This is a genomic window from Variovorax sp. SG517, from assembly GCF_013376045.1.
Lineage (GTDB): Bacteria > Pseudomonadota > Gammaproteobacteria > Burkholderiales > Burkholderiaceae_C > Variovorax.
In genome coordinates, this window is record NZ_JABMJG010000003.1 from 548,726 (window position 1) to 562,832 (window position 14,107).

The 14,107-nt window shown below is 66.9% G+C and carries 12 protein-coding genes; 6 read left to right on the forward strand and 6 right to left on the reverse strand.

From position 1 onward, the window contains the following. Positions 1-21 precede the first annotated feature (21 nt). Genes FHT32_RS11855 through FHT32_RS11865 form a run of 3 tightly spaced genes read left to right on the forward strand, consistent with a single transcriptional unit; the run spans position 22 to position 2,847 of the window. A complete protein-coding gene (locus FHT32_RS11855) occupies positions 22-903 on the forward strand; it encodes a carbohydrate ABC transporter permease (RefSeq protein WP_176664816.1) in 882 nt (293 codons plus the stop codon). Beyond that, the gene (locus tag FHT32_RS11860) at positions 900-1,751 is read left to right on the forward strand and encodes a carbohydrate ABC transporter permease (protein ID WP_176664817.1); all 852 of its coding nucleotides are present in this window, start codon (positions 900-902) and stop codon (positions 1,749-1,751) included. The genes FHT32_RS11855 and FHT32_RS11860 overlap by 4 nt, the downstream gene beginning before the upstream one ends. A gap of 25 nt (positions 1,752-1,776) precedes the next feature. Next, the gene (locus FHT32_RS11865; protein WP_176664818.1) at positions 1,777-2,847 is read left to right on the forward strand and encodes an ABC transporter ATP-binding protein; all 1,071 of its coding nucleotides are present in this window, start codon (positions 1,777-1,779) and stop codon (positions 2,845-2,847) included. Between the two features lie 20 nt (positions 2,848-2,867). Here FHT32_RS11865 and FHT32_RS11870 read toward each other — a convergent pair whose 3' ends face one another. Beyond that, positions 2,868-3,908 (reverse strand): endonuclease/exonuclease/phosphatase family protein, encoded by a 1,041-nt coding sequence (locus FHT32_RS11870; RefSeq protein ID WP_176664819.1) that lies wholly within the window; start codon positions 3,906-3,908, stop codon positions 2,868-2,870. 121 nt (positions 3,909-4,029) lie between these two features. On the opposite strand from FHT32_RS11870, the gene FHT32_RS11875 reads away from it, so the two are divergent. After that, positions 4,030-5,406 (forward strand): hypothetical protein, encoded by a 1,377-nt coding sequence (locus tag FHT32_RS11875; protein ID WP_176664820.1) that lies wholly within the window; start codon positions 4,030-4,032, stop codon positions 5,404-5,406. Continuing rightward, a complete protein-coding gene (locus FHT32_RS11880; RefSeq protein ID WP_256098969.1) occupies positions 5,403-6,143 on the forward strand; it encodes a hypothetical protein in 741 nt (246 codons plus the stop codon). The genes FHT32_RS11875 and FHT32_RS11880 overlap by 4 nt, the downstream gene beginning before the upstream one ends. An 86-nt stretch (positions 6,144-6,229) precedes the next feature. Here the strand turns inward: FHT32_RS11880 and FHT32_RS11885 are convergent, their stop codons facing one another. Beyond that, positions 6,230-8,017 carry a DEAD/DEAH box helicase gene (locus tag FHT32_RS11885; RefSeq protein WP_176664821.1) on the reverse strand — a complete coding sequence of 596 codons (1,788 nt, stop codon included), beginning with the start codon at positions 8,015-8,017 and terminating at the stop codon, positions 6,230-6,232. A 300-nt stretch (positions 8,018-8,317) separates the two neighbouring features. On the opposite strand from FHT32_RS11885, the gene ettA reads away from it, so the two are divergent. Next, complete coding sequence (gene ettA / locus FHT32_RS11890; RefSeq protein WP_176664822.1) at positions 8,318-9,979, forward strand: energy-dependent translational throttle protein EttA; 1,662 nt, start codon at positions 8,318-8,320, stop codon at positions 9,977-9,979. A gap of 3 nt (positions 9,980-9,982) precedes the next feature. Here ettA and FHT32_RS11895 read toward each other — a convergent pair whose 3' ends face one another. From FHT32_RS11895 to FHT32_RS11910, 4 genes are read right to left on the reverse strand one after another with little or no spacing between them, the layout of a single operon-like run. Further along, positions 9,983-10,444 carry a carboxymuconolactone decarboxylase family protein gene (locus FHT32_RS11895; protein ID WP_176664823.1) on the reverse strand — a complete coding sequence of 154 codons (462 nt, stop codon included), beginning with the start codon at positions 10,442-10,444 and terminating at the stop codon, positions 9,983-9,985. Next, entirely contained in the window at positions 10,362-10,859 is a 498-nt protein-coding gene (locus FHT32_RS11900; RefSeq protein WP_176664824.1) for a MerR family transcriptional regulator, read from the reverse strand. The genes FHT32_RS11895 and FHT32_RS11900 overlap by 83 nt, the downstream gene beginning before the upstream one ends. A 51-nt stretch (positions 10,860-10,910) precedes the next feature. After that, on the reverse strand, positions 10,911-12,704 hold the full coding sequence (pabB, locus tag FHT32_RS11905) for an aminodeoxychorismate synthase component I (protein WP_176664825.1): 1,794 nt from the start codon (positions 12,702-12,704) through the stop codon (positions 10,911-10,913). Then, positions 12,694-14,091: a TAXI family TRAP transporter solute-binding subunit gene (locus FHT32_RS11910; protein ID WP_176664826.1), complete on the reverse strand. Its 1,398-nt coding sequence runs from the start codon at positions 14,089-14,091 to the stop codon at positions 12,694-12,696. The genes pabB and FHT32_RS11910 overlap by 11 nt, the downstream gene beginning before the upstream one ends. Positions 14,092-14,107 lie beyond the last annotated feature (16 nt).

Genomic DNA, 14,107 nt, shown 5'->3' on the forward strand with positions numbered 1-14,107 from the left:
CACCAACAACAGCAGCATGCCATGAGCGCCACTGCCACCGCCGCCGCGTCGACCACACCGGCGCCTGTCGTCAATCCCGCAGCGCGGCATGCGCGCTGGCAGTTCTGGGGCGCGGTCATGGTCGTGCCCTACCTGCTGGTGTTCGTGGTGTTCGTGCTGTACCCGGTGGGCTACGGGCTCTGGCTCGCCCGCCACCCGCAAAGCTATGTGAAGCTGGTCGAAGATCCGATCTTCTTCCGCTCCGTGATCAACACGGCCATCTTCCTGGTCGTGGCGATCAACCTCAAGATGCTCGTGGCGCTGGTGCTCTCGGGCTTCTTCGTGACATCGCGCTGGTGGATCAAGATCGTCTCGGCGATCTTCATCCTCCCGTGGGCGATGCCCTCCATTCCCACGATCCTGTCGATCCGATTCATGCTGAACCCGGAGTGGGGCGTGATCAACAGCACCATCTTCCGCCTGACCGGCGCCGACGGCCCCAACTGGCTCAACGATCCCTCGCTGGCGCTGGCCTTCGCGATGATCGTGCACATCTGGAAGTCGCTGCCGTTCTGGACGCTCATCCTCGTGGCGGGCCGGCTGGCCATTCCCACCGAGCAGTACGAAGCGGCTTCGGTCGACGGCGCCTCGTCGTGGCAGAAGTTCCGCTTCGTGAGCTGGCCGGCGCTCAAGACGCTCTACATCACCTCGCTGATCCTCTCGATGATCTGGACGCTGGGCGACTTCAACAGCGTCTACCTGCTGACCGGCGGCGGCCCTGCCGACCTCACGCACGTGCTCGCCACGCTGGGCATCCGCTACCTGCGGCTGGACCAGGTCGACCTGTCGATGGCTTCGATCGTGGTGGCGATGCCGCTCGTGCTGCCGCTCGTGTACTTCATGATGAAGAGGCTCTCGAAATGAAGCGCTGGACCCCCAAAGCCGTGCTCACCGAGGCCCGGCTGCTGCTGATCGGCATTCCGGTGCTGCTGTGGACGCTGATCCCGGTCTACCACATGGTGCTGTTCGCGATCTCGTCGAAGGACTCCGCGACCTCCGGTCACCTCTGGCCCAAGAATGCGACGCTGGACAACTTCCGCATCGTGTTCCAGCAGAAGCACTTCTACCTCGACCACTTCTGGCTGCAGCTGTGGAACTCGCTGCTGATCGCGGTCTCGGTGGGAGCGCTCACGCTCTTCGTGGCGACGACCGCCGCGTTCGCCATCAGCCGGCTGCGCGTGCGCGGCGGGCGCACGGTGATGAACATGGCGCTCTTCACGTACTTCATCCCGGCGGCCTTCCTTGCGGTGCCCATGTACAAGACCATGGGCAACTACGGCCTGCTCAACAGCCAGTGGGCGCTGATTCTCGCGATGGTGACCATTGCCTCGCCGTATTGCATCTGGGTGCTGAAGCAGGCTTCCGACAAGCTGCCCTACGAGCTCGACGAAGCCGCGCGCATGGACGGCGCCTCGCCGCTGCAGCTCTTCCGCCTCGTGTACCTGCCGCTGATGGTGCCGTCGCTGGTGGCCGTGGGCACGTATTCGCTGCTGCTGGCCTGGAACGAGTACCTCTATGCCTTCCTGCTGCTGTCCAACGACAAGAGCGTGACGCTGGCGGTGGCGCTGGGCAACTTCCTCTCGGCCGACGATTCGCCGTGGGAGCTGCTGATGGCCACCGGCCTGATCTACGCGCTGCCCCCGGCGGCGATCTATTACGCATTCAAGCGCTACATGGTCGGCGGCATCACCGCCGGCGCGGTCAAGAGCTGAAAGAGCTCACGCAGGAAACGAAAAAATGGCATCCGTATCCTTTCGCAATATCCAGAAATCCTTCGGCAAGATCCAGATCATCAAGGGCCTGGGCTTCGACATCACCGACGGCGAATTCGTCGTGCTGGTCGGCCCCTCGGGCTGCGGCAAGTCGACGCTCTTGCGCATGCTCGCGGGCCTGGAGGACATCAGCGGCGGCGAGATCGTCATCGACGGCCGCGTGGTCAACGACCTCGAGTCGAAGGACCGCGACATCGCCATGGTGTTCCAGAGCTACGCGCTCTATCCGCACATGACGGTGGGCGAGAACATGGGCTTCAGCCTGCGCCTGCGCAACGCCGACAAGTCGGTGACGGACGAGCGCGTGGCCAGGGCCGCGAAGATCCTCAACCTCGACGCGCTGCTGGGCCGCTATCCGCGCGAACTCTCGGGCGGCCAGCGACAGCGCGTGGCCATGGGCCGCGCCATCGTGCGCGACCCGAAGGTGTTCCTGTTCGACGAGCCGCTGTCGAACCTCGACGCCAAGCTGCGCGTGGCGATGCGCGCCGAGATCAAGGCGCTGCACCAGCGGCTGAAGACCACCACCGTCTACGTCACGCACGACCAGATCGAGGCCATGACCATGGCCGACCGCATCGTCGTGATGCACGACGGCATCATCGAGCAGATCGGCACGCCGCTGGAGCTGTACGACCGGCCCGACAACCTGTTCGTCGCGCAGTTCATCGGCTCGCCGTCGATGAACGTCATCGAGGGCACGGTGCGGCGCTCGGGCGGCGAATGCTGGGTCGAGGCGCAGGGCGCGCGCTGGCCCGTTCCCGTGGCCACCGCGGTGCCCGATGGCCAATCGGTGCACTACGGCGTCCGTCCTGGCGACATGACGCTCGGCGGCGGCTCGCACGGCGTGGAGGCCAAGGTCATCGTGGTCGAGCCCACGGGCGCGGAAACCGAACTGCTGGTGCAGGTCGGCGAAGCCAGGCTGGTGCTCGCGGTGCACGGCCGCGTCGATGCCGGACCCGACGACATCGTGCGCCTGGCCATCGAGTCGGAGAACGTGCACCTGTTCGACCGGCAGACCGGCCGCCGCATGGGCTGAGTCGCGCTGGGCGGCGTCGTTCAGGCCGTGCGCAGCCGAAGCAGGGCGCGCACGAAGCCGTGGTCCGAGCGCGAGCGGTCGCGCCCTTCGTGCAGGTGGTCGTTGAAATAGTCGACGCGCCGCACGTCGCCCAGGCTGTGCCGGCTGGTGGCGACGAACTCCTCGCTCACGAAGATCTGGTCGAGCACCTCCGGGTAGCCTTGGTGGACGTGCGAGTAGGCCACGTCCTTCTTCAACGCCGCCTCGCCCTGCATCTCGTAGGCGTTGAAGAGCGCCACGTCGCGCGCGGCCTTGTCGTAGGCCACCTCCGAAGTGGCCGCCACCAGTTGCGTGGTCACGCTGTGCGGGTTGTCGTTGAAGTCGCCCATCACCACGAGCGGCACGTTTGTGCCCTGCAGCAGGTCGATCACGATGCAGCGCAGGGCGGCGGCCTCGGCGCCGCGCATCAGCAGCGAGCGCAGCGAGGCCATCACGCCCACCTTGCGGTCGTCGCGGTCTTCCAGGTGGTTGCCCTGGGCGTCCTGCAGGAACTTGGGGCGCTTGGACTTCAGGTGTACCGTGAGCACGTGCACCTGCTGGCCGTGTTTCATGCGCACCGTGGCCAGCAGGGGAGGCCGCTCGAAGCGCGTGTGCGGGCCGAGCCCTGGTACATCGACACCGAAGCCGGGTGGAAAGTCGACGAAGGAGCGAATCTCGTCCACCTTCAGCCGCGTCGCGATGCCTACGCGCGGCGTGCCCTGTGCGCCTGGCCGGGCGGGCGTGCCTTCGGGGCTGCCTGGCGGCGCCGTGTTCTCCGCGCCAGGCACCGTGATGAAGTCGTAGCGCAGGCCGCTGCGCCCGATGCAGGCTTTCAGCGCCGATTCGTCCCACACCTCCTGCACCGCCAGCACGTCGGCGTTGAGCGCGCGGAAGCGCTCGCCGATCCAGTCGATCTTCCGCTCGTACTCGCGCTCGGTGTAGGCGTCCTGGTTCTCGTAGTACACGCGGTTCGGGGCCGCGAGGTTGAGGAGATTGCAGGTGGCTACGAAGAGAGTGGCGTAGTTGGGCGGGATGTATTGCATGGGGTGACGATTGTGGCTCGGGTTACGATTCCGGGCCAAGATGCACCGCCCATGTCATTCGACGTCGAGGCCGGCTGCAGAAACAACAATGAAACGAGGGAGCCGCCCGGGGGCGGAATGTATGAAGCTCACCCATATCACCGCGTGCGCCGTGGCGACGTTGCTTGTTGCCGGTTGCGCATCCCGAGGCAATCCGTCGATGTCGTTCGGCGGCAAACTTGTCGAACACAGCCTGCTGCGCATCGACGATCACGTTTCCTTTGCGCTGGAAGACGGGCCCGAGACCCGCAACTTCACTGTCTCGTGCAATGCGGAGCAGGCGTGGTTGCTCTACTCCGATCTGCGCGCTGGCCGAAGCTATCCAGTCACCGGGCCGCGCTACGGCGTGCGCAAGGAATTGGTGGAGCGCCAGGCACAGGCCCTGAAAGCGCTGCCCGAAGTCGGGCGTGCGTGCCAGGCGGCGCGGCCCGATTGGCGCGAAGTGCAACGCAGCCCCGACGGGACATTCACGCTCATCGACATCGCAAGCGTCGAGACATCTGACGGCGCACTCTTCTTCTGGGGTGCGTTCGACTATCCGCGAATGGACTTCGACCTGCCTTACCGGGCCCCGTTCGGCCAGAAGCGCGAGCGCTTCAGGCTCGAATGCCAGACGAAGTCCTATGCCCAGATGAGCGGCTTCGACGTCGACGAGCGCGGTCGGGTCACGGACGGTCGGGTCGAAGGCACCAAGGCGAAACCCAGCGTGATCGGCGCCGATACGAACTCGGACTACCTGGCGCTCTTCAAAGCGGCCTGTGGCGGCGCTTCGGCAGTGCAGGCGTTGGCTGTTTTCGCTCCTCGCGCCAAGGCAATGCCCGATCCCCGGGGCCTGACGGCAATCAGCCCGCAGGTGACGAACGCCATCTCGCAATTGGGGCTTCCGCCGGCGCCCAAGCGCCTGAAGCGCATCGTGCTCGAAGGCACATGGACCCGAGACGGGAAGACGACTTCGACCCGCAGCGAGGTGCAGATCGAGCCGGATGCGGCAGCTTCCATTTTCCGAGCCCGCTCCAGGGATGCGGATGGCACACGGGCGCAATTCGCCTCGTTCGCAGGCTTGATCGATCTGAGCGCCTTCGTCAACTTCCTCCCCGGCTCCGCCACCATCAGCCAGGTCATGACCGATCTCTCGCTGACCGGGGACTGGCAACGCATGACCGTCGGCTCGGAGCTGCGTTACGCCACAAAGAAACTGAGCCTGTTCAGCATGATGGGCGGAGTGACCTACGACTACACGACTGTCTGCAAGATCGTCGGTGTCAGCGCGGCTGCTGAGCTCCATGCCGAACTGAGCGGCGAGGCCAAGCGCCTGGAATGCCGCATGGAGCGCGACTCGCTCGGTCGGACCAACAGCTATGTGTATCTGACCGACTACGGCTACGCGGTGCAGCTCGGGGAGGCCGCGGCCAAGCCGCCTTCCGAAGGGGTTAAGAGGATTACGGCGGTCGAGCAATGAGCGGCGAGGTCATGACACATCGGCGCGGTTTTCTGGGCACCCTGGGGCAGGTGATGACTTGCGCGGCCCTGCCCGCCCTCGTCGCATGCGGCTCCGGCGGTCCCAGGACGCCGCCGCCATTGCCCAGGATCACCCGCATCATGGTGATCCCCGCCGCTCCCATCGAAAAGATGCACACCGAGAACAAAGGCATCCCCCTGGGCGTGCTGTGGCAGTCGATCGCCGACCGAATCAAGGGTGCCGACTTCAATGAGCGCATGGAAGCCGTGCGCCGCGGGATGGGCCCGAAACTGACGGCTGCGCTGGTGCAGCAACTGAATGCGCAAGGCTACCGGGCAGAAGCACTCGAGGCCGTGTCGCGACCGGCGGCGTCGCCGGACAACATCGACTACAGCAAGCTGCCGACCACCGAGCCGGTGCTGCACGTGTACTTCAACGAGGTCGGCATGTATTCGGCGCGCTTCTCGACCGACTATGTTCCGCGGGTCAACGTGAGCGCCTACCTGATGGATTCGAAGGACGGGGACACCGTCTATTCAGAAACCCTGTACTACGGGGCCGATGCGAGTGGAGACGCAACGGTCAATGTGCCGGCGAACCCGGGCCACCGCTGGGGCAGTTTCGGCGAACTGGTTGCCCAGCCGCAGGCGGTTGCCGCGAGCTATGACGACGCGGTAGTCGCGCTCGCGACCCGCATCGCCAGGAACATCCGGGCGCAGACGGCACCACCCCGCTGAGGGCAGCTGCTGCGCGAGGACAAAAAAGAAAGGGCACCGAGGTGCCCTTTCAGTTTTCAAGCAGGCGTGCTGCTCGCAGTGCCTTGTCAGCGGCCGAACGAACGGCCGCCACCACCGCCACCGCCGGAGCGATTGCCACCGCCGTAGCCGCCGCCACCACCCGAGCGGCCACCGCCGCCCGAACGGTTGCCGCCACCGTAGCCACCGCCACCCGAACGGCCACCGCGACCGCGGCCGCCCATGTGGTCGACGCTGGTGCGAAGCGGATCAGGCTGGCCGGCGCCGCCGCCGACCGATTCGGCGCGCAGGTGCGCGACCTGGTTGGCCTGCGTGGGGCTGTGGCTGTTGCCGTGATGGCGCGGCTGGCGCTCCTCGTGCGGCGCGTGATGGTGATGCTGCGGAGCGCGTGCGGGGCCCTGCGGATTACGAGGCTGCTGCTGCGGACGCGCGCCCTGGCCGCGCGGGCCCTGGCCTTGACCCTGTCCCTGGCCGCCGCCGTTGGCGCTACGGCCCTGGCCGTTGCCGCCACCCTGACTGCCGCCACGGCGCTGGCCGCCATTGCCACCGCCGTTGCCGCCACCCTGGCCAGCCTTGTTCTCGCGGATGCGCTGCAGCATCTCGGTGCGTGCGGCCTTGGCGGCCGCCTGCATGACTTCGCGGCTCGGCGGACGGCCGGCGCCGCCCCAGATGGTCTGGCGGCCCATGGCGATGGGTTCGGCGCGCTCGCCTTCCTCGGGGCCGAAGCCCTCGATGACCTGCACGGGGATCGTCTGCTTGGTGAAGCGCTCGATCTCCTGCATGAAGCCTTCCTCGTCCAGGCACACGAAGCTCACGGCCTCGCCGCTGGAGCCGGCGCGGCCCGTGCGGCCGATGCGGTGCACGTAGTCTTCGCTGACGTTGGGGATCTCGTAGTTCACGACGTGCGGCAGCTCGTCGATGTCGATGCCGCGGGCGGCGATGTCGGTGGCCACCAGCGCGCGGAGTTCACCGCTCTTGAAGCCGGCCAGCGCCTGCGTGCGTGCGCTCTGGCTCTTGTTGCCGTGCAGCGCCATCGCCTCGATGCCGTTCTTGGTGAGGAATTCGGCCACGCTGTTGGCGCCGAACTTGGTGCGCGTGAACACGAGCACCTGGCTCCACTTGTTCTCGTTGATGATGTGCGCGAGCAGCGCCTTCTTCTTGCCGCGGCCCACGGGGTGGATCACCTGGGTGATGCGCTGCACGGTGGTGTTGCGCGGCGTGACCTGGATGCTCTGCGGGTTGCGCAGCAGCGTGGCGGCCAGGTCGCGGATCTCGTCGCTGAAGGTGGCCGAGAACAGCAGGCTCTGCTTTTCCTTGGGCACCAGCGCCAGGACCTTCTTCACGTCGTGGATGAAGCCCATGTCGAGCATGCGGTCGGCTTCGTCGAGGATCAGCATCTGGACCTGGCCCAGGTCGAGCATGCCTTGCTGCTGCAGGTCGAGCAGGCGGCCGGGGGTGGCCACGAGGATGTCGACGCCCTTCTTGAGCTTGCTGATCTGCGGGTTCATGCCGACGCCGCCGAAGATCACGGTCGAGTCGAGCTGCAGGTACTTGCCGTAGGTGCGCACCGACTCTTCGACCTGCGCGGCGAGTTCGCGCGTGGGGGTCAGCACCAGGGCGCGGATGCCGGTGCCGCCGAACTTGTTGGTGGCGCTGCGGCTCATGGTGAGCTTGTGCAGCATCGGCAGCGTGAAGGCGGCGGTCTTGCCGGTGCCGGTCTGGGCGCCGCCGAGCAGGTCGTGGCCTTCGAGGACGGCGGGGATGGCTTGCGCCTGGATGGGGGTGGGGGTGTCGTAACCGTGCTCGTGCACAGCCTTCAAGATGGCGGGAGCCAGCTTCAGTTCGTCAAAAGTCATTGAAAACAATAAGCGCCATACACGGCGCAGTGGCATCGGCCCGCTTGGCGTCTTGTTGACGCCGAGCCAGTCAAGGCAGATGAGGGTCAGGGGTGGGAGCCGGAAAGTCCGCCCTCGCAAAAGGGTGAAATGGGCCTTTCTTCGTCCCCGGCAGAGAGCCGGTGTCGCGGGCAACTGGACCCGGCAACGGAGCCTATTGTCGCATGAGTCGATAATCGGTGGTTTGCCGCGCCCGAATGCCTCCATTCCGGCGACCGCGCATTCCCTCGAATCCCGCTACCCAAGGTAACAAAACCACACATGGCTCAATACGTCTATTCGATGAACCGTGTCAGCAAGACCGTGCCGCCCAAGCGGCAGATCTTGAAAGACATTTCGCTGTCCTTCTTCCCCGGCGCCAAGATCGGCGTGCTCGGCCTGAACGGCTCGGGCAAGTCCACGCTGCTCAAGATCATGGCGGGCGTCGACAAGGAAATCGAGGGCGAGGCGCTGCCCATGCCCGGCCTGACCATCGGCTACCTGGAGCAGGAACCCAAGCTCAACCCCGAGCACACGGTGCGCGAATCGGTCGAGGAATCGATGGGCGCGGTCAACGCGGCCAAGAAGCGCCTGGAAGAGGTCTACGAGCTGTACGCCGCAGAAGACGCTGATTTCGACGCACTTGCCGCCGAACAGGCCGAGCTCGAAGCCATCATCGCCACCGCCGGCACCGACTCCGAGCACCAGCTCGAGATCGCCGCCGACGCCCTGCGCCTGCCGGCCTGGGACGCCAAGATCGGCGTGCTCTCGGGCGGTGAAAAGCGTCGCGTGGCGCTGTGCCGCCTGCTGCTGAGCAAGCCCGACATGCTGCTGCTCGACGAACCGACCAACCACCTGGACGCCGAATCGGTCGAGTGGCTCGAAGTGTTCCTGCAGCGCTTTCCGGGCACCGTGGTGGCCATCACCCACGACCGCTACTTCCTGGACAACGCCGCCGAGTGGATCCTCGAACTGGACCGCGGCCGCGGCATTCCATGGAAGGGCAACTACAGCACCTGGCTCGAGCAGAAGGGCGAGCGCCTGGCGCAGGAGCAGAAGAGCGAGGAAGCCCACGCCAAGGCCCTGAAGAAGGAACTCGAGTGGTCGCGCCAGAACCCGAAGGCACGCCAGGCCAAGAGCAAGTCGCGCCTGGCCCGCTTCGAAGAGCTGAGCGACGTCGAATACCAGAAGCGCAACGAAACGCAGGAAATCTTCATTCCTGTGGCCGAGCGCCTGGGCAGCCAGGTGTTCGAATTCAAGAACGTCAGCAAGTCCTTCGGCGACCGCATGCTGATTGACAACCTGAGCTTCAACATCCCGGCGGGCGCCATCGTCGGCATCATCGGCCCGAACGGTGCCGGCAAGTCGACGCTGTTCAAGCTGCTGGCGGGCAAGGAGAAGCCGGACTCGGGCGAGGTCGTCATCGGCCAGACGGTGAAGATGGCTTTCGTCGACCAGTCACGCGATGCGCTGGGCGACCAGAAGACGGTGTGGGAAGACATCTCGAACGGCCTCGACATCATCAACGTCGGCAAGTTCCAGATGGCCAGCCGTGCGTATGCGGGCCGCTTCAACTTCAATGGCGCCGACCAGCAGAAGAAGGTCGGCACGCTGTCGGGCGGTGAACGCGGCCGCCTGCACCTGGCCAAGACGCTGATCGCCGGCGGCAACGTGCTGCTGCTTGACGAACCGTCGAACGACCTGGACGTGGAAACCCTGCGCGCCCTCGAAGACGCGCTGCTCGAGTTCGCCGGCACGGTCATGGTGATCAGCCACGACCGCTGGTTCCTCGACCGCATCGCCACGCACATCCTGGCTGCCGAAGGCGACAGCCAGTGGACCTTCTTCGACGGCAACTACCAGGAGTACGAAGCCGACAAGAAGAAGCGCCTGGGCGAGGAAGGTGCCAAGCCGAAACGCATGCGCTACAAGGCGCTGAAGTAAGCCTCAGGCGGCTTCGGCCGCTTCCGAAAGAGCGCGCGGTTCCGCAAGGGCCTGCGCGCTTTTTTCATCGTCCGCCGCGAACACGTCGCGCGCCGCGAAGAGGCCGTTGAGCGCTGCCGGAAAGCCTGCGTACACCGCCATCTGCATCATGATCTCGACCACCTCGTCGCGCGTAACGCCGACGTTCAGCGCGGCCTGGATGTGCACCTTCAGCTGCGGCGTGGCATTGCCCATGGCGGCGAGCGCGGCCACCGTCGCGATCTCGCGGGAGCGCAGGTCGAGGCCGGGGCGCGAGTAGATGTCGCCGAACGGAAACTCGATCACCAGGCGGCCGAAGTCCGGCGCGATGCCGGCCAGGCTCTCGACCACCTTGACCCCGCCTTCACCGTCGATCTCCTGGAGCTTGGCCAGGCCACGCGTGTAGCGCAGGTTGTCGTTTTGGCCCTGGTTCTGTGTGTTCGTCATTGCTCGTCTTTCCTTTCCGGGCCTTGCCCGACAGAGGAGGACGCTCGTTCGTCTTCTCGATCTCGCGGTAGTGGTCGATCTTGAGCGACAGCGCCTGCATGGATTGCTGCAGCGCCGCCACCTTGGCCTGAACCTCGGCGAGGTGCTGTTCGAGCATCTCGCGCCGTTCGCCGACGCTGGCGTCCCCCTGGCTTCGAAGCCTGACGAAGGCCTGCATGCCCTGGATGGACATGCCGGTCTCGCGCAGGCGCAACAGGAAATCCAGCAAGTCCATGTCGGCGCTCGCATAGCGCCGCTGGCCGCCCGGTGCACGGGACACCGCGGCGATCAGCCCGATGCGTTCGTAGTACCGTAGCGTGTGGGCCGTGAGGCCGGTCCGTTCTGCGACTTCCGCGATGGTCAGGCTGGTTTCCATGGCATTGATTCTCGAAATTAGAGCGCGCTCTAAGTCAAGCGCCTTGTCGAACTATTTTTGAAAGCCTTCCAGGTCGGCATCCAGCCAGCCGCGCAGGCTGTTCACGAAGGCCAGGGCCTGCACCCGGGGCAGATCGTCCACCCGCACGACCGCTTCGGCAAGCTGGCCGTCTCGCACGCGATTGGCGCGGCCGATGCCGTTCAGCAATCCGCAGTGCAAGGGCGGCGTGACCCAGCGGCCGTCGTCGAGCAGCAGGGCGATGTTGCCGCGCGTGCATTCGGTGATTTCGCCGCCGCGGTTCCACAGCAGCGTGTCGAAGGCACCGGGCTGTGTGGGCGCGAAGGCTTCGTAGTGGGCGCGGCGGGTGGTCTTGAAGCGGGTGAATTCGCCGTGGGCCTCGTCGAACGGGCGCGTGGCGAGCTGCAGGCGCACGCGCGCGGGCGGCGCCTCCATCGCGAAGGCTTCGGCGCGCGGCGTGCCGTGCGCATCGAGCAGCAGGCGCACGCGCCAGCTGCCGGCGGTGTGCCGCGCCCTCAGTTCGTCGAGGCAGGAGGCGACCAGCGCCTGGTTCCACGGGCGCCCGAAGTGCGCGGCGGCGGTTGCCATGCGCGCCAGATGCGCCGGCGCGTCGCGCAGCTCGCCGTTTGCCAGCGCCAGGGTTTCGAGCAGGTCGAACGGTGGCGCTCCGGCCCGGGCTGCGCGGTCGAGGAAGGCCCGCTTGTGGCGCCACTCCTCCCATTCGGCGTCGGCCTGCGCATCGGCGGTGATGCCGCTGCCGATGCCGCAGCGGGCCTTGCCGTCGCGCAGCGTCACTGTGCGTATAGGCACGTTGAAGGTCGCGTGCCCGCCCGGCCGCACGACGCCCACCGCACCGCAGTACACGCCGCGCGCCTCGGGCTCCAGCTCGCGGATCATGCGCATCGCGCTCACCTTCGGCGCGCCGGTGATGGAGCCGCACGGGAACAGCGCCGCGAACACGTCCGCCAGCGTGGTGCCTTCGCGCACCCGGGCTTCGACGTCCGAGGTCATCTGCCACACCGTCGGCAGCGCCTCGGTGTGGAAGAGGCGCGGCACGCGCACCGAGAAAGGCCGGGCGATGCGCGAGAGGTCGTTGCGGATCAGGTCGACGATCATCACGTTCTCGGCCCGTTCCTTGGGCACGGTGCGCAGCCGCTGCGCGAGCGCCTCGTCTTCCGCGGGCGTGGCGCCGCGCGGGGCGGTGCCTTTCATGGGCCGCGTCAGGATGCGGTCGTCCTGCCAGTCGAAGAAGAGTTCGGGCGACACCGACAGCACCTGCTCCTCGCCGGTGTCGATGAAGGCTGTGTAGCCGTCAGGCTGGGCCTGCCGCAGCGCCATGAACAGGGCCTGCGCGTCGCCGTGGAAGCCGGCGTGCAGCGCGGCGGTGTAGTTGAGCTGGTAGAGCTTTCCGTCCGCGATCGCGCGATGGATGGCCTGCATGCGGACATCGAAGTCGGCCCGCGAGAGATCGAGTTGCCAGTCGATGGGCGCAAAGACGCCGTCGCCCGTGGCTTCGGGCCATGGCAGGGCTTCGTCGTGCACGCCGAACCATGCCAGCGGCCCATCCGCCGCATGCACGGCGAACGCGCGGTCGAAGGCCGCCGCTGCCTCGTAGCGCAGGTAGCCCACGCACCAGCGCCCCTTGTGTGCCAGTGCCTCGACGGCGTCGAGCACGGGTCGCACATCGGCCGCGGTGCGCGCCACAAGTACGCGCGAAGGCGCGCCGAAGCACAGGCGCAGCCTGCCCGCCTCGCCGTGCGGCTGCGCGAAGTCGATCAGCGTGCGCGGGGTCGCGGGCCGGGTCTTTCGGGTGTTGTCAGACGGCATCGTTCGCCGCTGCCGTGGCCGCGCCGGCCACGCCCGCCTGCGGGGCCTTGGCCAGCACCCGCTTGCGCACCGCGTAGATGTTGTTGCGCAGCGCATAGAGCTCGTCGGCGTACGACAGCGGCACGGCCACCTTGTTGACCACGCGGTCGAGCTGGTCGAGCTCCTCGAGCAGCGACTTGCGCTCGTCCTCCTTCGCCAGCGCCTGGGTATCGACCTTCGCCTCGATGTCGCGCAGCCGCGCATACCAGCGGAACACGCGCCGGCGCACGCGGAACTGGTACAGCGGCGGCACCACGCGGCTCAGCGGCAGCATCAGCACCAGCAGGCCGCCGAGCACCAGCCACATGCGTTCGACGAGGTTGCTGGCCCAGAAGGGCAGGTAGCGCTGCCACACCGGCGGCGTGCCGTTGATGGCGCGGTCGCCTTCGGGGCTCACCGGCAGTTCGCTGGTGCGGGTGTTGGGGAAGTCGCGCGCGCGGTTGAACCAGCCCGCGCCGCTGTGCACCGTCTGCGCGGCCTGCGCGAAGAGCTGGCGCAGCGCGGGGTGGGTCTCGTCGCGCGACAGCAGCGAGGTGGTGGCCGCGAGCAGCGACACGTCGTGCGGCGGCGAGTCCTTCGACAGGTCGATCATTCCGCGCGACAGCGTCACGGCCGAGAGGAAGGGAAAGCGCCGCGAATAGGCGTCGGCCTGCCCGAAGTCCATGAGCTTGATCGAGTCGGAGCGCAGCAGCCGCTGGACCTGCGGCGACTGCGGCGCGGAAGACAGCACGATGGCGTCGAGGAGACCGGCCTCCAGCGCCTCGGCGGCCGAGGCCTGCTCCAGGTTCGACAGCAGCAGGTCGTCGGGTCCGAGCCTGTTGGCCTTGAGCATGCGCTCCATGATGTCCGGCAGCCCGCTGCCGGGCAGGTCGACGTTCACGCGCAGGCCGCGCAGCTGGGTCAGCGATGTCAGCGTGGCGGTCTTGCGGTCGATCTTCTGGGCCGAGTCGGTGCGGTAGAAGAGCCAGATCGGCTCGTAGAACAGGCTGCCCAGCGAGGTGAGGCCGGCTTCCTCGTCGGCCACCGGGTCGGCGCTGCCGCCGCGCACGAAGCCCACGTCGGCGCCGCCGGTGCGCAGCAGCTGCAGGTTCTCGGTCGAGCCGGAGGTGGGCTTGAGCTCCACCTCGATGCCGTTGTGCCTGAGCGCCTCGGCATAGCGCTTGCCGAACTGGGCATAGGCGCTGCCCGTGGGGCCGGTGGCCAGCGTCACGTGCTTGGGCGGCTGCGGCTGCAGCCACCAGTAGGCCGCGACCAGCAGGCCGATGACGATGAAGACGATCGGCCCCGCCGAAGCGATCAGGTCGCGGATCGACAGCAATATCAGCTTCAGGGTCCTGGGGAACGCCATGGTGTTGCCTCCCTTG

Excerpts from the sequence above, each read along its gene's own strand:
- FHT32_RS11855 (WP_176664816.1), top strand. The coding sequence starts at position 22 with ATGAGCGCCACTGCCACCGCCGCCGCGTCGACCACACCGGCGCCTGTC.
- FHT32_RS11860 (WP_176664817.1), top strand. The coding sequence starts at position 900 with ATGAAGCGCTGGACCCCCAAAGCCGTGCTCACCGAGGCCCGGCTGCTG.
- FHT32_RS11865 (WP_176664818.1), top strand. The coding sequence starts at position 1,777 with ATGGCATCCGTATCCTTTCGCAATATCCAGAAATCCTTCGGCAAGATC.
- FHT32_RS11870 (WP_176664819.1), bottom strand. The coding sequence starts at position 3,908 with ATGCAATACATCCCGCCCAACTACGCCACTCTCTTCGTAGCCACCTGC.
- FHT32_RS11875 (WP_176664820.1), top strand. The coding sequence starts at position 4,030 with ATGAAGCTCACCCATATCACCGCGTGCGCCGTGGCGACGTTGCTTGTT.
- FHT32_RS11880 (WP_256098969.1), top strand. The coding sequence starts at position 5,403 with ATGAGCGGCGAGGTCATGACACATCGGCGCGGTTTTCTGGGCACCCTG.
- FHT32_RS11885 (WP_176664821.1), bottom strand. The coding sequence starts at position 8,017 with ATGACTTTTGACGAACTGAAGCTGGCTCCCGCCATCTTGAAGGCTGTG.
- ettA (WP_176664822.1), top strand. The coding sequence starts at position 8,318 with ATGGCTCAATACGTCTATTCGATGAACCGTGTCAGCAAGACCGTGCCG.
- FHT32_RS11895 (WP_176664823.1), bottom strand. The coding sequence starts at position 10,444 with ATGACGAACACACAGAACCAGGGCCAAAACGACAACCTGCGCTACACG.
- FHT32_RS11900 (WP_176664824.1), bottom strand. The coding sequence starts at position 10,859 with ATGGAAACCAGCCTGACCATCGCGGAAGTCGCAGAACGGACCGGCCTC.
- pabB (WP_176664825.1), bottom strand. The coding sequence starts at position 12,704 with ATGCCGTCTGACAACACCCGAAAGACCCGGCCCGCGACCCCGCGCACG.
- FHT32_RS11910 (WP_176664826.1), bottom strand. The coding sequence starts at position 14,091 with ATGGCGTTCCCCAGGACCCTGAAGCTGATATTGCTGTCGATCCGCGAC.